Annotated in this window: 16 protein-coding genes and 1 pseudogene; 3 read left to right on the forward strand and 14 right to left on the reverse strand. The window is 60.0% G+C overall.

Features of this window, described 5'->3' with window-relative positions; all coding sequences use genetic code 11:
* Positions 1-7: 7 nt before the first annotated feature.
* The 9 genes and pseudogenes from FDW84_RS10115 to FDW84_RS10150 all read right to left on the reverse strand — a co-directional run bounded on the left by FDW84_RS10115 (position 8) and on the right by FDW84_RS10150 (position 6,758).
* Positions 8-958, reverse strand: a complete 951-nt coding sequence (locus tag FDW84_RS10115; RefSeq protein WP_138609003.1) for a type II secretion system F family protein — start codon at positions 956-958, stop codon at positions 8-10.
* Positions 958-2,343 (reverse strand): TadA family conjugal transfer-associated ATPase, encoded by a 1,386-nt coding sequence (locus tag FDW84_RS10120; RefSeq protein ID WP_240721469.1) that lies wholly within the window; start codon positions 2,341-2,343, stop codon positions 958-960. Before FDW84_RS10120 ends, FDW84_RS10115 begins: the two co-directional genes overlap by 1 nt.
* Before the next feature lie 68 nt (positions 2,344-2,411).
* Positions 2,412-3,611 carry a CpaE/TadZ family protein gene (locus FDW84_RS10125; RefSeq protein ID WP_138609005.1) on the reverse strand — a complete coding sequence of 400 codons (1,200 nt, stop codon included), beginning with the start codon at positions 3,609-3,611 and terminating at the stop codon, positions 2,412-2,414.
* A complete protein-coding gene (locus FDW84_RS10130) occupies positions 3,608-4,360 on the reverse strand; it encodes a Flp pilus assembly protein CpaB (RefSeq protein WP_138609007.1) in 753 nt (250 codons plus the stop codon). Before FDW84_RS10130 ends, FDW84_RS10125 begins: the two co-directional genes overlap by 4 nt.
* Before the next feature lie 21 nt (positions 4,361-4,381).
* On the reverse strand, positions 4,382-4,702 hold the full coding sequence (locus FDW84_RS19730; RefSeq protein ID WP_240721475.1) for a hypothetical protein: 321 nt from the start codon (positions 4,700-4,702) through the stop codon (positions 4,382-4,384).
* Between the two features lie 471 nt (positions 4,703-5,173).
* A pseudogene (locus FDW84_RS19900) lies at positions 5,174-5,350 on the reverse strand (pilus assembly protein TadG-related protein); the annotation flags it as partial.
* Positions 5,338-5,691 carry a TadE/TadG family type IV pilus assembly protein gene (locus FDW84_RS10140; protein WP_240721470.1) on the reverse strand — a complete coding sequence of 118 codons (354 nt, stop codon included), beginning with the start codon at positions 5,689-5,691 and terminating at the stop codon, positions 5,338-5,340. The gene FDW84_RS10140 and the pseudogene FDW84_RS19900, both read right to left, overlap by 13 nt.
* A gap of 124 nt (positions 5,692-5,815) precedes the next feature.
* Entirely contained in the window at positions 5,816-6,016 is a 201-nt protein-coding gene (locus tag FDW84_RS10145) for a Flp family type IVb pilin (protein ID WP_138609013.1), read from the reverse strand.
* A 280-nt stretch (positions 6,017-6,296) separates the two neighbouring features.
* Complete coding sequence (locus FDW84_RS10150) at positions 6,297-6,758, reverse strand: prepilin peptidase (protein WP_371419159.1); 462 nt, start codon at positions 6,756-6,758, stop codon at positions 6,297-6,299.
* Between the two features lie 497 nt (positions 6,759-7,255).
* Here FDW84_RS10150 and rplM point away from each other — a divergent pair, with 497 nt between their 5' ends.
* Positions 7,256-7,699 carry a 50S ribosomal protein L13 gene (rplM, locus tag FDW84_RS10155; RefSeq protein WP_009358699.1) on the forward strand — a complete coding sequence of 148 codons (444 nt, stop codon included), beginning with the start codon at positions 7,256-7,258 and terminating at the stop codon, positions 7,697-7,699.
* 38 nt (positions 7,700-7,737) lie between these two features.
* Positions 7,738-8,241, forward strand: a complete 504-nt coding sequence (rpsI, locus tag FDW84_RS10160; RefSeq protein WP_138609015.1) for a 30S ribosomal protein S9 — start codon at positions 7,738-7,740, stop codon at positions 8,239-8,241.
* Positions 8,242-8,422: 181 nt separating this feature from the next.
* Here rpsI and FDW84_RS10165 read toward each other — a convergent pair whose 3' ends face one another.
* Together FDW84_RS10165 and FDW84_RS10170 are read right to left on the reverse strand one after the other, a co-directional pair.
* Positions 8,423-10,390: an ArnT family glycosyltransferase gene (locus tag FDW84_RS10165; protein WP_240721471.1), complete on the reverse strand. Its 1,968-nt coding sequence runs from the start codon at positions 10,388-10,390 to the stop codon at positions 8,423-8,425.
* A complete protein-coding gene (locus FDW84_RS10170; RefSeq protein WP_138609017.1) occupies positions 10,387-11,631 on the reverse strand; it encodes a bifunctional glycosyltransferase family 2/GtrA family protein in 1,245 nt (414 codons plus the stop codon). The genes FDW84_RS10165 and FDW84_RS10170 overlap by 4 nt, the downstream gene beginning before the upstream one ends.
* A 183-nt stretch (positions 11,632-11,814) precedes the next feature.
* Here FDW84_RS10170 and glmM point away from each other — a divergent pair, with 183 nt between their 5' ends.
* Positions 11,815-13,176 carry a phosphoglucosamine mutase gene (gene glmM, locus FDW84_RS10175; RefSeq protein WP_138609019.1) on the forward strand — a complete coding sequence of 454 codons (1,362 nt, stop codon included), beginning with the start codon at positions 11,815-11,817 and terminating at the stop codon, positions 13,174-13,176.
* 67 nt (positions 13,177-13,243) lie between these two features.
* Here glmM and mscL read toward each other — a convergent pair whose 3' ends face one another.
* Genes mscL through coaA form a run of 3 tightly spaced genes read right to left on the reverse strand, consistent with a single transcriptional unit; the run spans position 13,244 to position 15,548 of the window.
* Positions 13,244-13,648, reverse strand: a complete 405-nt coding sequence (mscL, locus tag FDW84_RS10180; RefSeq protein ID WP_138609021.1) for a large conductance mechanosensitive channel protein MscL — start codon at positions 13,646-13,648, stop codon at positions 13,244-13,246.
* 23 nt (positions 13,649-13,671) lie between these two features.
* Positions 13,672-14,547 (reverse strand): M15 family metallopeptidase, encoded by an 876-nt coding sequence (locus FDW84_RS10185; protein WP_138609023.1) that lies wholly within the window; start codon positions 14,545-14,547, stop codon positions 13,672-13,674.
* Between the two features lie 5 nt (positions 14,548-14,552).
* Entirely contained in the window at positions 14,553-15,548 is a 996-nt protein-coding gene (gene coaA / locus FDW84_RS10190; protein WP_171046744.1) for a type I pantothenate kinase, read from the reverse strand.
* Between the last annotated feature and the right edge of the window lie 110 nt (positions 15,549-15,658).

A 15,658-nucleotide genomic window follows, 5' to 3' on the forward strand; every position in this document is an offset into this window, starting at 1 on the left:
CCATCTCCTAGTACTTGGGCTTGATCAGCCGGCTGAGCCAGAAGCCGCCGGCAGTGAGCATCACTGCGGCGACGCCAAGCATCAAGTAACCGGGAACGGTGCTCGTGAAGGTCTTCGCATACTGGCCATTGATCAGGATGAGTGCGAAGAAGAGCACCACTGGCAGGCCCATCAGAACAGCGGCGGACATTTTGCCTTCAGCACTGAGTGCTTTCACTTGCCGCCGGATCTGATTCCGGTCCCGGATGGTCTCTCCTACGTGGTCGAGTACCTCGGCAAGGTCTCCGCCTACTTCACGGTGGATCTCGATGGCCTGGGCGATCCACCCGAAGTCTTCACTGCCTGTACGAGCAGAAACCTCCGTCATGGATTCCCCCAAGTCCCGCCCGATCCTGGTTTCGTTGACGATCCTGCTGAGTTCCTCCGCCATGGGTGCGTCCGATTCACGGGCTGATGCGTCAATGGCTCGAAGGAGGGAGTGCCCGGCACGCATGCTTCCCGTGAGCATTTGGAGCGTGTCGGGCAGTTGCTCATCAAACTTGCTTTTACGCCTTGATGTCAGCAACGAAAGGTATCCGAGCATGCAGGCTGGAACCGCGGCAATCATGAGGACTGCGAAAAAGGGTCCTCCCAGAAGGTAACCGAAGAGGCTCCCTGCAACAGTCCCCGCACCCATCATGAGCAGGAAATTGGCAGGGGGAGTTCTTAGGCCCGCACGTTCCAGTTTCTCGCGGCTTACCAGGAAACTGCTCTTTCCCTTCAGTTGCCTGTCAATTGCACCTACGGCCGTATCGGTCAAAATGGTGAGTCTCGAAGCTGTTGCGGGAACATCTGGTCGACGGCGGGAAAGGGGAATCTGATTGCCAGGTTTCAGGACAACAGCCAACAGGATGATCAGCGCCACAAAAATCAGTAGTACGCCCGCTACCATCATCAGCGGGGCATCGGCAGCCTCCATCACCGACCCCTTACGGCTTGGGCCCCAAATACCGCGGGCGAGATCCTGATTCCCAGTTCTTCGAACCGGTCTGTGAACCTGGGCCTCACTCCTGTAGGAATCGGCTTTCCCAGGAAACGACCGTTAGCGTCGATACCAGCCGAGTAATCAAAGACAAAGGCATCCTGAAGCGTGACGATGTCACCTTCCATGCCCTGTACTTCCGTGATGTGTGTGACCCGGCGCGATCCATCCCGAAGCCTCGAAATATGGACGATCAGGTTCACTGCCGACGCAATTTGTTCGCGGATTGCCCGCAGTGGAAGGTCCATGCCCGCCATGAGCACCAGAGTTTCCAAACGGGCTACTGCATCCCGTGGTGAGTTGGCGTGCACAGTTGAAATCGATCCGTCGTGACCGGTGTTCATCGCCTGCAGCATGTCCAGTGACTCGCCGCCTCGGACCTCACCGACCACAATCCTGTCAGGCCGCATTCGGAGAGAGTTGCGGACCAGATCCCTGATTGAGACCTCGCCCTTTCCTTCGATGTTGGCCGGCCGGCTTTCCAAACGCACCACGTGATCCTGCTGGAGTTGCAGTTCGACTGCGTCCTCGATGGTGACAATGCGGTCAGTCGCCGGAATGAACGACGAGAGCACGTTCAGCATCGTCGTCTTTCCGGTGCCGGTACCGCCGGAAACGATGATATTCATGCGCGCATGCACACAAGCTTGCAGGAGCTCAGCCATTTCGGGGGACAAGCTTCCGAAACTGATGAGCTTTTGCACTGTTAGTGCCTCACGCCCAAATTTACGAATTGTCAGGGACGCTCCGTTGACCGCAAGAGGCGGGATAATGGCGTTGACGCGGGAACCATCGGGTAAACGTGCGTCAACCAAGGGGGACGACTCGTCGATACGGCGTCCGATGCGGGTAACGATGCGTTCGATCACGCGGCGAAGCGCATCTTCACTGCTGAACTTGGTGTCCGTGAGAAACAGGTGGCCGTTCCGCTCCACGTAAATCTGGTCGGCACGATTCACCATAATTTCCGTTACGGATGGGTCATCCAGGTATCGCTGCATTGGACCGTGGCCCAGAACGTCGTCGATGATCTCGCGCGTGAGGCGCTGTCGTTCTCCCTGGGACAAGGGAACTTGTTCCTCATCGACGACGGCTTTCAGTTCGTCCTTCACGAACTGATGAAGCTCAGCTTCCTCCAGGGAGGAGTCGGTTATCCGGGAGCCAAGCCTTTCGTAAAGAGCCTGGCTCGCTCGTTCCTTGAGGCTGGCAAGGGCTTCGCTTGCTGTGCCGGTCGATACCGGTTCTGGAGTGGCTGCAGAGTTCTTGTCGACCGCCTGTGCTTGCTGAATCGCACCTAGGGTGGAGGGCTGAGACGTGCTCAAGATGGTGCCAGGGGCCTCTGACGCGTCTCCGGCTTCTCCCCGCAACTTTGCAAATCGATGTGAGAGAGTCACTGCACTACCGCCCTTCTATGAAGCTTTTTGCGGGGGGCTTCCCAATTCGGTTTGAAACGCTCAACCAACTGCCGCAGGCCTTTAGCTGCGGAATCCCGGCTTCCGTCCTGCAGGAGCGGGACTCCTTTGTTGGTTGAGAAGGGAACAGCCCGTGACTTGGGCAAGACAATGTCTACCGGGGCCCCGATGGTGGCTTCGACATCCTGGACGGTTAGGCCCGTCCTGCGGTCCGCCATGTTCAGGACAACATGCCGGTTGTCTGGGAGCAGGTCGAGCTCAGACAGTATCTGGAACCCGGTGCGCAATCCGCGGATGCTTGGGACGTCCATGCCGCAGACCCAGACGGCGTCTGTTGCCTGTTCCAAAGTCGCCAACACATGCTCGCCGAGCCCGGGAGCCGTGTCGACCACGACGTACTGGAACTCCGCTCGCAGCTGGCGCAACAGATGGCTGATGTGTTCTCCGCTGATTTTGTCCATGTCGATGGGATTGCGTGGTGCGCACAGCACGTATATGTTCCCCGGATGCATGGACAAGTAGGTCTTGAGGACCATGGCATCCTGGCTTGCAGCTCCAACCACAGCGTCTGTGATGGTGAAATCGGGTTCGAGCATCAATCCGCTTGCTACGTCGCCGAACTGCAAGTCCAGATCCACAACCACGACGCTCATCGGTGCAATCTGACCCAGACCGACCGCTAAGTTCGTGGCGACGGTCGTCTTGCCCACTCCGCCTTTAGGGGACATGACTGCAATAACGCGCCCACCCTCCGCTGTCGGACGCTCGGCCGTGCTGGGAGCCAATCCCCGCCTTCGGCCAGCGGCGGCAAGACTTGCTCGTTCCACCAAGGCTCGCACCTGGTCCATGTCAGCGGAGGGAGGCAGAAGGTCCCTGATGCCTGACCGCATGGCGTTTAGGGCCAGCTCTCCGTCGTCTTCTGCCGCAAGGACGATACTGATCTCCGGAAACTGAAGATCCATCACCGCGGCAAACTTGAGAGCTTCATCCTGCGGAAGTCCTGGGCCGAGGATGAGTACTTCCGGCGGTTCGCCGGCTTGCTGCCGAAGGATGTCGTCGGGAGATTCGGGCAGGTAGTCGGCTTGGAAGTACTGGAGCGACCCGCTCAGGGGTGCTACCGACGCCCGAACTTTGCGTTCGTAGTCGACTGACGAGGAGATCAATATGAAGCGGCTCATCGGAATACCTTTGTGCTATTGATGACCCCGCTGGTGCCTTCGGTAGCGTCGGCCGGCTCCTTGGAAAGGTAGATCTTCCCAAATTCGGCGGCGTACACCAGCTTTTCAGCATCAACGGCGTTCCTGGCGAATGTGATGAGATAAGAGTCGCTCGAAGCTGGCTTGTCCGAGTTTTCAGAGTTGAGGGCGCCCTGGGCGCTGGCTTGCGTAGCCTCACCCTGCGTCTGTGCAGCCTGCCCGGATCCGAATTGCACCGCCGTCACCAGCACTTTGTGGAACGTCAGTTGCGTCTCATCTGCGAGTGAAATAAACACGCCTACGGTGTCGCCGGCCTGTATCTTGCCACCTACAACCCGCTCTATGCTGAGGCGCACTGTAACTTCTTGGAGTCCGTCAGGAACTTCTACCCTCGCCGGCCCCAGGAAGGCGGTCGTGTCAACGAGACGGCTCGCCAAAAGTTGTTCCCCTGGTTGCAGCGCTACCGCCGTTACCTTCGAAGTCATGGACGAGAGGTCGTCGACAACACCTTCCGCCACGGCAGTCCGTGGAACAGTTTTTGTAACGAGGTACTGGCCAAGCTGGCTGGCCGGTGTGCCGGCAGGCACTTCCTGCTTGATCACCAAAACGTCTTTCGTTTCGGTATTGGCAAGTGCGCGACGATCCGCGCCTTGCACGTAATTGAAGAGAAGGATCGTGCCTATGATCGCTACAACCAATGCGGCAATGCCTCCCAGTAGGCGTGCTTTCATTACTTTCCCCTTAGTGGTGCTCTACTTGATCAGATGTGGCGGCAAAGTGACCCCACCGCCCGAGTAGCCGTCACCCGAATAGACCGAGGGATCTGCCACCCATTCGATGAAGTGGCCTCGAATGCCGTTGTTGCTGCCACTCAAACCTGTGAGATCGCCTCCTGACATGCCGGGGAAGCGATAGCCCTTCAACATGAAGGCAGCGAAGCCCTTGATGTAGTACTTGGCGCCTGCCCCTACGCCCGACTTAGCGGAGTAGACGGGGAACAGGACCACTTTGTTTAGAAGCCCCTCAATTACGGTTTTGCAGGTCCCTGGCATGCTCAAACCAGTGCTAGTCATCGCGTATGGGTCTCTCACACCGACGGTCGCCGGGTCGTCCGGCCTTACCGTAGTCCCGCAGCTTCCCGTGTCCGGTGTCAGCCACTCAAAGCCTCCTGGAACAGCTGCTCCGGAAGGGCTGTCACTGATGCAGGTTTCCGACCCGTGGATGAGAATGGTTTTAAGGGCGCCTGAAAAATCAAATTGGCACGGTGCAAAAGTCAGTGGGAGAGCCGCAGGTCCTGTTCCTGGCGATCCCCACGCAGCCGTCGAGGTGGCTCCTACCGTGACCGGCCCGGCATTAAGAGCACTGGCAAACAATTTCTTCAGAAAGCCTGAGGACCCGCTCCTGGTCGAGGTTGTCACGGTAACTTGCCCGGCAACGCTTAGGTCGACCGCTGCATCACTGGCACCGTCGTTGGAATTGGCATTGGCAAGAGACGCGGCTAGTGCAGCTGTACAAGGTCCGGGTTTGCAACTTGCTGCCACAGCCAGGGCGCCGGCGTCTGCCCCATTTTGGAGCTGGGCCCGTTCAGCATATATCTGGCCCACGTCAACGGCTACAGCACCGACCCCGATAAGCACGACCGTCATGACCGCGACAGTAATTCCAGCCGCGCCTCGCTCGTCCGGCGCCGTAGACTTACGCTTCACTCTTAGCCACCGCATCGCATGGCTCCTTTTCCTGTCAGGGTTAAAGTCGATCCAAAAAAGCCCGTAAGCGAGGTACCGGAGTAGGTGACTATGACAGTCGCGTTAGGTGTAGGGGTCATCGCCGGACAGGCTGCTGCGGAATAGTCGAAGGTCAACAGGCTCGTATTAATCGAAGGGGCACCTGCCTTGCCGGCAGCCGTAGCCTTTGTTGCGTCCTTCATGATGGCCATGGTTCGGGCGGCTTCACGGGATGCCTGCGTAACAGAGACTTGGATGTTGTAGGCGTGCGCGAACTCAACTATGGCAATGATCAAAGCGAGAAGTATCGGTGCGATCAGAGCGAATTCGACTGCCACCGCACCTCGTTCTTTGTCCGGCTGCCTGCTGTGCCTGCGTTTCAAGAAAACCCCTTGGACTAATGCTGCTGAAATGACTACGGTGTGCCGCGCATAGAGCGCGGCACACCGTGAACTCATTGGGCTACCAGCCGCTGACGGTCGTGCCCAGGGAGCTGAACCACTTGTTAAGTTCGCCACCGAAGAAACCGACGCCTGCCACGAGGACGAGTGCAATGAGACCTACGAGCAGCGAGTACTCCGTTGCCGTGGCGCCCTTTTCCGATTCGAAACGATCCTTGATGCCAGCAACAAAAGCCATCATCGAGACCATAAGAGAAGTCATTGTAATTTCCTTTAATTCGGTGAAATGGATAATCGGTAATTTCAACGAATTTCCAGCTGCCCCCATAAATCCTTTAGCGGCTGGATTTCGCTAAGAAGAGATTGTCATTCGAGGGGGAGGGGCAACAATGCGTAGTAGTACTCGATTTTCTCGTGTCTTCTCAAAAGTACGTACTCGAAAGAAGAGGGTAGTACTCAGAAAGAGAAGCGAGTACGCGGCCGACTACTTGGTCAGGCGCGGGCTAAGCCAGGAGAGCTGGGCGGCCCGCACTGCGGGATGGCTATGAGACGAAAAGACTGACGGCAGCTAGGGCGCCGAGCATTGTAGGGCCGTGGGCCACTTCTGTAGCCTTTTCTCGGCACTTTCGGCTGAGGATAAGCACGGTAACCAGGCCGTTAAGTATGAACCCGAGAAGGCCCCCGTATAACAGCTGGCTCCAGCCTAGGTACCCCAAGTAAAGCCCGACCGGCGCTGCAAGCTTCACATCGCCCATCCCGATGCCGCCGGGGGAAATCAGTCCCAAAACAAGGTAGCCAGCGAACAGGATCAATGCACCAAGCGCTGCTCGCAGCAGATCCTCAGCCTGCTGATCAAATGGCCCGGGCGGCAAAAGCAACAATAGGCCGCCAGCGAGCAGCAGTATTACGAGCGGGTTGGGCAATAGATGCTGGGCGATATCTATGCGTGCCAGCTGTACGCCCATTACGGCAAGGAATAGGAAAGCTGGCAGGGTGAGGCTCATTTCAAACCGCAAGCTAAAGGCGGCGCACACGAGGCCTGTGAAGGCCGCCGTCGTAATCCGTACGGGAAGTGTGGGCAATCCGCCAAGCCTAGGAAGCCGCCTGGCGATGAGGAGCTCGGCGATAGGGGAGAGAGTCAGGCCTATGAGGCCGGCGCCAACTACAAGGAGCCACTCGACCGAACCCGCGCTAACCACTCCAAACACCGCAACCCCCTGTGTCCGCCAGACCGGTGGAGTTAGGTACCGTCCGGCTACCCCATTTTGACCCTGAACCCCCTGACGCGCTAATCTTGGTAGTCGTTGTGCGTGTCCTATTCCGATGGTGCGTGCCCGCTTGAGAATCCGGTTGCAGGATGACTACTCAACGTGCACATTCGGAACCACAGGATGACTGGTTACATAGAGCCCTCACCTCTGTTCCGGTAGCGCGCAGACAGTAGGTGCACGAGCTAGTGACACCTAAACAAGAACGCCAGAACAAGAACGAGGCAAACACCGTGCGTACGTACACCCCGAAGCCCGGCGATATCAACCGCCAGTGGCACGTCATTGACGCCACAGACGTTGTCCTTGGTCGTCTTGCAAGCCAGACCGCAATCCTGCTGCGCGGCAAGCACAAGGCCACCTATGCATCCCACATGGACATGGGCGACTTCGTCATCATCATCAACGCTGAAAAGGTAGCCCTCACCGGCGCCAAGCTGGAGCAGAAGCGCGCATACCGCCACTCCGGCTACCCGGGCGGCCTGACCTCCGTCAACTACGCGGAACTGCTGGAATCCAACCCCGTCCGCGCCGTTGAGAAGGCCATCAAGGGTATGCTCCCCAAGAACTCCCTTGCTGCCCAGCAGCTCGGCAAGCTGAAGGTGTACCGCGGTGCTGAGCACCCGCATGCCGCGCAGCAGCCCAAGACTTTCGAAATCACCCAGGTCGCCCAGTAGTCCTGGCCACCAAACAACTTATCAATACAAGGAGAATCGTGGCTCAGAACGAAGAGACCACCGAGGCCGTCGAGGCCGAGGAAACCCTGACCAGCTACACCTCTGAAAGCTCAGCTGCCGAAGCTGCGCCGAAGAAGGAGCGCGCGGCCCTGACCGTTGCCGGCGCAGCTGTTGGCCGCCGCAAGGAAGCCGTTGCCCGCGTCCGCGTTGTGCCCGGCTCCGGCAAGTGGACCATCAACGGCCGCGCGCTGGACAACTACTTCCCGAACAAGCTGCACCAGCAGGACGTCAACGAGCCCTTTAAGATCCTTGATCTCGAAGGCGCCTACGACGTCATCGCCCGCATTCACGGCGGCGGCATCTCCGGCCAGGCCGGTGCCCTGCGCCTCGGCATCGCCCGTTCCCTGAACGAGATCGACGTCGAGAACAACCGCGCCACCCTGAAGAAGGCCGGTTACCTGTCCCGCGACGCCCGTGTCATCGAGCGTAAAAAGGCCGGTCTCAAGAAGGCCCGCAAGGCACAGCAGTACTCCAAGCGCTAAATCCGCTTGCATAGAAGCCCGTCCCGCCGATGGCGGGGCGGGCTTCTGTTTTTGTAGGTCGTGTTACTGCTGATACTTCTTGATGCTTCTTCTGCAGACCATGCCGCCTAGGGAAACGACGGCCACCCACATGGCTCTTATAGCAAGTCCCACTTGGAGCTAAGGGCGGAGCCTCCCGCTCCTAACCTCGGAGGTCGTAGAGGCGGACACCGTCGACCACCTGCTCCCGGAAATTGTCTCGAACCCATTGGCTGATACTTATTGTCTCAGGGCTCAGCTCTCCACGGTCCATAAGGTCCTGTTGCCAGATGAAGTATCCAATTTGACGTTCTGACACCAGGCGCTGAAATTGTTGCAAAGTGGGTACAGGATCGGTTCCCAGCCACCCACCTAAGGGAATGACAGGGCGCCCGGATTCAAGCTGGTACAGCGCTGCATTCTGGGCTGAATAGGTCGCCGCTGCCCACCTCTGGGCACCTGCGGTGTTGCGTAGGACATCGATTGCTGCAGGGGAGGGAGGTGCGCCAAGTGCAGTTTGCTGCGCCCAGGGAGGCTTCCCCGCTTTCACCAGGAGCATCAGCCGCGACATTGAAGTGGCATCGTTGCCTACCGGCCCAGATTGCGGGTTAGTACCCTTCTGCGGCGTCGCCAAGGTGTACAAGTTAGTCGCAGTGGGTCCGATTAGCAGCGTGGCTGCAATCAGCAGTAACAGCGGCGTGCGGGACCGACTGCCCGTGGACGCCGCCAGCCAAGCCGCTGCTCCTGCGGCTCCCGAGATTATTAGAGCCGCTCTAAGCTCAAGCGGCCATTGATCGCTGTAATCCATGATTCTGGACGCCATATAGGCCGAGGCCCCAATTAGTATCGCGCCGGTTAGACGGAGGACGGGCCGTACTCGAAGACGCCAGAGATACGCCAACCCTGTAGCAGTCAGAAGGGCAAGTGGCGCAGCCAAAGCATATGTGTAGTAGGTATGCACCATCGTCCCCATAAAACAAAGCACTGCCATAACAGTTGTGAACCAAATGGAGGCCATAACGGACAAATGGCGTTGGTACGGCGAACTATCAGGTGACGTGTGGAGAACCAGGACAATGACGCAACATATGATTCCGGCAAAAAGTAGCCATCCGATTTCCGGGGCAAAGTTGCCATTGAAGATGCGGCGTATACCCCCGTCGTAAGGTGCTAATTCGTCGCCTGACGTCGCACGGCCACCCTCCGTGTTCATGGGGATATGGATAAAGCGCGAAAGGCCGTTGTAGTCCAAGGTGAGCTCGACCGCGCTGTTGGTAACCGACCCCCCGACGTAGGGCCGGAAAGGGGAAGGAATTAGATCAACGGCTACCAGCCAAGTGCCGCCTGTTGCCAGGAGCGCTCCCGCAGCCAGCAGAAGCGGACGTAGCCGGTGCACAAAGCGACCTGCGGTGAAAATAAGCACGGTCGTGCACAAAGCTGGTACGACCAACAGTGCCTGAACTTGTTTTGCCATGAAGGCGAGTCCAAGCAAGAATCCCGCCAGGGCAAAGGTTCGGAGCCGCCCGGACTCCATGGCCTTTAACGTGAACAAGACTGACGCCACCATCAGCAGCCCCATTAACGGCTCCGGATTGTTGAAGCGGGACATCAAGACCACTACGGGGGTCGTGGCGTAAATGGCGGCACCGAAGAGAGCCGTTCGGGGACCAAAGCCACGTCGTATTACCCTGTAGATCAGATAAGTTGTGACAACGCCCATCAAGGCCTGGGGAATAAGTATGCTCCAGCTGCTGAGGCCAAAGAGTCGCACAGAGAGAGACATAACCCAGATACTGAGGGGCGTCTTATCGACTGTAATGAGGTTGCCCCACTCGAACGAACCGAAGAAGAAGGCCTTCCAATCTTGTGAGCCAGCTTGAGCTGCCGCTGAGTAGTAAGGGTTTGCCCACCCGTTTGCATCCAATCCCCAGAGGAACAACACTGCCGTTCCTGTGAGAAAGGCTAGAAGAGCTGGGCGTTCCCAATATTCGTCGTGTTCCGGGCCGCGCCAAGCCCTGTGAAATAGTGAAAACAGATGGTGATTTGGCGTCCGTGGCTTTTCACCGCCGGACCTTGGCTCGGACAAGCCTTCGGTGCCCTTTGGCGCATGATCGTCGAGGATTGTGCTCATAGGATGCCTCCAGTCGGTGCGAGGGGTGATGTGACCGGAATACGTGCATGCTCGCCGTTCCGCCTCACCCGAAACACCCAGAGGCGCAGGAGCACAAAGCGCATCAGTGTGGCCAAGATGTTAGCTGCTGTCAGAGTGAGCAACTCCGTGTTCGGCGCTGCGTCAGGGTTTATGGCATGGAGCAGCAACAACGAAGAGGAGGTCATGCTCCAGGCCAGCAGGAAAACGATTAGTCCTTGGAACTGTTGCGTGAAAAGTTTTTCCGGACCACTGATGCCAAAAGTAAACCGCCGGTTGGCTGCTGTGTTGCCAACGGCAGTCAACAGCAACGCCAGGAAGTTCGCCTCCTGCGCCCCGAATGGCCCTTGGAGAACAAGGTAGAGCAGGGCGAACGCCAGAGTGGAGACCACGCCCACCACTCCAAAACGGAGAACCTGACCAAAGAAGCTGGGCCGGCCTGACGGTACCATCGGACGACGACCCAGTTCTGCGTATATCGCCTGGACTGGTATCACTCCCTTCACCAAGGACCCGGCCACCCTCGCCATACCCCGCAGGTCATCCAGTGCGGTCTGCTTGATATCAACGCGACTGTCAGGATCATCCACCCAGTCAACGGGAATTTCGTGAATACGCAGTCCCGAACGTTCCGCAATAATCAGCAGCTCTGTATCAAAGAACCAGCCATTGTCCTCAACATGCGGCAGCAGACGCTTGGCAACGTCGGCGCGAATTGCTTTGAAGCCGCATTGAGCGTCCGAGAAACGCACCTGCATTGTCCTGCGCAGCAGGAAGTTATAGCTCCTGGAAATGAACTCCCTTTTCGGCCCCCTGCTCACCCTGGAATTCTGCCCAAGGCGGGTGCCGATGGAAATGTCGGAATGGCCGGACAGCAACGGAGCCACCAACGGCGGAAGCGCTGCGAGGTCCGTAGACAGATCTACGTCCAGGTAGGCAAGGACCTTTGCCTCGGAGGCACCCCAGGCATCCCTCAGTGCGTGTCCCCGTCCCTTGACCTCAAGCCGGCGGTATTCAACGTTCGGCATGTGCTCGCTGAGTCGAGCGGCAATCACCGGTGTCCGGTCGGTGCTTGCATTATCGGCGATGGTTATTTTCCACGTCGACGGCATTTCGTGCGTCAGATATTCGGCGAGCCTTGTGATGCTGTGTTCGAGTACCGCTTCCTCGTTGAAGACCGGTACAACAATTTCGAGCGCCAAGCCCCCATAGCTAGGTGTCATGAAAGGATCGTAGGGGCCGCAAATTAGGGCTGGCGAGGCTTTTCGATAAAGACAGGTAGCAACGAAAGAAACCAAGTAGTCCCAGTAATCACCCCCGGCGATGCACAGGTACTCAACAAGTAGGTGACGCAGGGACGGGCGGCCTACGCAGGTTCCCCCACCCCCATCCTCTAGACTTGACCGGTGTCTAGATTATTTGGAACTGATGGTGTCCGGGGGCTGGCCAACGGCCTGCTGACTGCAGAGCTGGCCATGCAGCTGGCCCAGGCGGCCGCCGTCGTGCTCGGCCACGACCGCAACTCGAACGGCTCCCGGCCGCGTGCCGTGGTGGCCCGCGACCCGCGCGCCAGCGGTGAATTCATCGCCGCGGCGGTGGAGGCGGGACTGTCCAGTTCAGGCGTTGATGTCTACGACGCAGGCGTCCTCCCCACCCCCGCAGCTGCTTACCTGGTGGCAGACCTGGACGCCGACTTCGGCGTCATGATCTCCGCCTCCCACAATCCCGCACCGGACAACGGCATCAAGTTCTTTGCCCGCGGCGGCCAGAAGCTCCCCGACGACGTTGAGGACGCCATCGAGGCGCAGATGGGCAAGGAAGCGGTCCGTCCCACAGGCGCCGACGTCGGCCGCATCCAGCGGTTCTCCGACGCCGAGGACCGCTACATCGTCCACCTCCTGCGCACCCTGCCGCACAACCTTGAGGGCATGAAGGTTGTCCTTGACTGCGCCCACGGTGCCGCGAGCGGCTGCTCGCCGCAGGTCTTCAAGGATGCCGGCGCTGACGTCGTCGTCATTGGCGCGGACCCGGACGGCCACAACATCAACGACGGGGTGGGCTCCACCCATTTGGGCCCGCTGAAGGAGGCGGTGGTCAGGTACCACGCCGACTTGGGCATTGCCCACGACGGCGACGCTGACCGCTGCCTCGCCGTCGACCATGAGGGCAACGAGGTGGACGGCGACCAGATCATGGCCATCCTCGCCGTCGCACTGAAGAATTCGGGCAAGCTGAAGGACAACGTCCTGGTGGCCACCGTCATGAGCAACCTCGGCCTGAAGATCGCCCTCCGTGAAGCCGGCATCAACATCCGCGAAACGGCAGTGGGGGACCGCTACGTCCTGGAAGAAATGCGCGACGGCGGTTTCAACCTCGGCGGCGAACAATCCGGCCACGTGATCTTCTCCGACTATGCCACCACCGGCGACGGCGTTCTCACCGGACTGCAGCTGGCCGCCCAGGTTGCTTTGACCGGGAGGCCGCTCAAGGAACTCGCCACCGTGATGACCAAACTTCCCCAGGTGCTCATCAACGTCAAGGGCGTTGACCGGGCCAGGGTCAAAAGCAATGAGGTCCTGGCACAGGCCGTGGCGGCGGCAGAAGCCGCGCTAGGCGACACCGGCAGGGTCCTGCTCCGCCCCTCCGGCACGGAGCCCGTGGTCCGCGTCATGGTGGAGGCTGCGGACCAGGAAACAGCCCAGTCCATCGCCGAGCACCTGGCCCAGGTGGTCCGCAGCGAGCTCGCGCTGGAACTGGTCAGCGATTAAGCAGCCAGGAAAACAGAAAGTGGTCCGCTTCCGGAAGGGAGCGGACCACTTTTTCGTCGGTGCCGGATTAGGAGGCGTTGCTCTTCAGTGCATCCCGGATCTCGGTCAACAGTGCAATCTGGGGATCCTCGGCAGACTCCTTCTTCACGTCCTGGCCAATGCCGAGGCGGCGGTTACGGCGCTCAATCATCAGGTTCATGGGCATCACCACCACAAAGTAGATGGCAGCCGAAATCAGGAGGAAGTTGACGATTGCGGTCAGCAGGACGCCGAATTCGATGAAGTTTCCGTTGAAGTCGATCCGGGCAAAACTGTCGAAGTTGGGTGAACCAGTCAATCCCGCGATGAACGGCATAAGCACCTTGTTCACCAGCGCCGTCACCACCGCGCCGAAGGCGGTACCGATTACGACGGCTACGGCAAGGTCAACAACATTGCCCTTCATAATAAAGTTCTTGAATCCACTCAGCATGAAAACCACGCTAGTACATCGGCTCACAGATACCCCGGCGCCGGCTCCACGCCGAAGTACTCCTCCAGCGTGAAGATCCCGCGGTTCGCCATGTCGGTCGCCGCCTCAACCCCGATGTACCGCAGGTGCCAGGGCTCGTAGTAGTACCCCGTGATTGGATGGAACATCCACGGGTACCGCACCACGAACCCGAACCGGTGCCCGTTCGCCTTCGCCCACACCGCCGCGGGCTGGTCCGCGAAGCACGGCTGGAAGCCGCACACGCCGCTGCCGTCCGCAATGTCGAACGCCCACCCGGTCTGGTGCTCGGAATACCCCGGACGCGCGCTGGCCGTGTCGGCGTCGGCCTGTCCGCGCGAGGCGACGTAGCCGTTGTAGGTGGCCGCCTGCGTGCTGTACGAGCGGTACCCGCTGGCCAGGACCATGGACACGCCGTCCCGCGCGGCAGCCGCGAACATCGCCTCGGCCGCCGCCGCCGTCGTACTGTTCAGCAGCGCCGCCTCCCCGGAAGCTGTCGTCGCGACGGCGGGCTGCATCAGGTCAGCCGGCACATAGGTCGCCGGGACCAGCGGCCGGTGCTTGTTGACGATGAGCCAGGGGCTCGCCGGGTCGGTGAGGGAGAACTGCCGCGGGAGCGCGGCAGAGGGTGACGGCGTGGGGGACGGCTCCGGAGGTGCCGGGGCCGCCGTCGGAGGGTCCGCCGTCGGGCTTGCCGCAGCGGTGACGGCCGCGGGGGAGGGGGACACAGAAGGAGCAGCCGACGACGGCGCCACCGCCTTAGGCGCTTCCGGCGTGCATGCTGCCAGGACAGTCAGCCCGGCACCCGCGGCAAGGAAGCGGGTGAAGCTGCGGCGGCTGGTGCCTGCCTTATTAGGCTCGGCGGAGCAGTCGTAGCACACCTGTGCTAGACCTTCCGGAGCAGCATGCGGCGGATCGTATGGTCCGCTTCCTTGGTGAGCACAAGTTGGGCCCGGCCCCTGGTGGGAAGCACGTTCTCCTCCAGGTTCGGCTCGTTGATCCGCTTCCAGATGTCCCGGGCGGTGTGTTCCGCCTCTTCATCGGAAAGGCTGGCGTAGCGGTGGAAGTAGGATTCCGGCTGGGCGAACGCCGTGCTCCGCAGCTTGCGGAACCGGTCCACGTACCACTCCTCGATATAGGCGGTCTTGGCATCCACATAAATGGAGAAGTCGAAAAAGTCGCTCAGCGCCAGGCCCTGCCGGCCGTCGTGCCGCGGACGTGCCGGGGCCAGCACATTCAGCCCCTCGACGATCAGGACATCCGGCCTGCGGACCACCACTTCCTTTCCGGGAACGATGTCGTAGGTGACGTGCGAGTACCAGGGGGCACGCACCTCCTCGGCACCGCTCTTGATCTCGCTCACGAACCGGAGCAGCGCGCGGCGGTCGTAGGACTCCGGGAAGCCCTTGCGGTCCAGCAGCTGCCGGCGTTTCAGCTCGGCCAGGGGATACAGGAAACCGTCCGTGGTGATCAGCTCCACGTTGGGGGTGCCGGGCCAGCGCCTCAGCATCTCGCGGAGCACGCGGGCAATGGTGGACTTGCCCACAGCGACCGATCCTGCCACGCCGATTACGAAAGGCGTGCGCTGCGTGTGCTCCCCAAGGAAAGTGGTGGTGGCCGCGTGCAGCTGCCCCGCAGCCTCGACATAGAGGTGCAGGAGCCGGGACAGCGGCAGGTAGACCTCCCGGACTTCCTTCAGGTCCAGGGGATCTCCAAGGCCGCGGAGACGGACAATGTCCTCTTCATTAAGAGGCTGTTCCATCTCGTCTGCGAGCCGGGACCAGGTCTGCCGGTCCAGCTCGACGAACGGGGAGATGCCCTCCCCATTCGCCTCGTTGCGTTGCAAAGTCACGTTAGAGATTCTGCCCCTCGCCCGGCACATAGTGAAATGCAGGCCGCGCGTACGGCAACACACAGGCGCCCGCGACCGGCGCCCGCGCGGGCCGGCCCGGCGGTTTAGAGGTACCGCCTTCCAGCCGATAGTCTTGAGCC

Source organism: Pseudarthrobacter sp. NamE5 (assembly GCF_005796225.1).
Taxonomy (GTDB): Bacteria; Actinomycetota; Actinomycetes; order Actinomycetales; family Micrococcaceae; genus Arthrobacter.

Coding starts and splice junctions, on each gene's coding strand:
- FDW84_RS10115 (WP_138609003.1), bottom strand. CDS start 958: ATGGAGGCTGCCGATGCCCCGCTGATGATGGTAGCGGGCGTACTACTG.
- FDW84_RS10125 (WP_138609005.1), bottom strand. CDS start 3,611: ATGAGCCGCTTCATATTGATCTCCTCGTCAGTCGACTACGAACGCAAA.
- FDW84_RS10130 (WP_138609007.1), bottom strand. CDS start 4,360: ATGAAAGCACGCCTACTGGGAGGCATTGCCGCATTGGTTGTAGCGATC.
- FDW84_RS19730 (WP_240721475.1), bottom strand. CDS start 4,702: ATGACTAGCACTGGTTTGAGCATGCCAGGGACCTGCAAAACCGTAATT.
- FDW84_RS10145 (WP_138609013.1), bottom strand. CDS start 6,016: ATGACTTCTCTTATGGTCTCGATGATGGCTTTTGTTGCTGGCATCAAG.
- FDW84_RS10150 (WP_371419159.1), bottom strand. CDS start 6,758: ATGAGCCTCACCCTGCCAGCTTTCCTATTCCTTGCCGTAATGGGCGTA.
- FDW84_RS10165 (WP_240721471.1), bottom strand. CDS start 10,390: ATGAGCACAATCCTCGACGATCATGCGCCAAAGGGCACCGAAGGCTTG.
- FDW84_RS10170 (WP_138609017.1), bottom strand. CDS start 11,631: ATGACACCTAGCTATGGGGGCTTGGCGCTCGAAATTGTTGTACCGGTC.
- mscL (WP_138609021.1), bottom strand. CDS start 13,648: ATGCTGAGTGGATTCAAGAACTTTATTATGAAGGGCAATGTTGTTGAC.
- coaA (WP_171046744.1), bottom strand. CDS start 15,548: ATGTGCCGGGCGAGGGGCAGAATCTCTAACGTGACTTTGCAACGCAAC.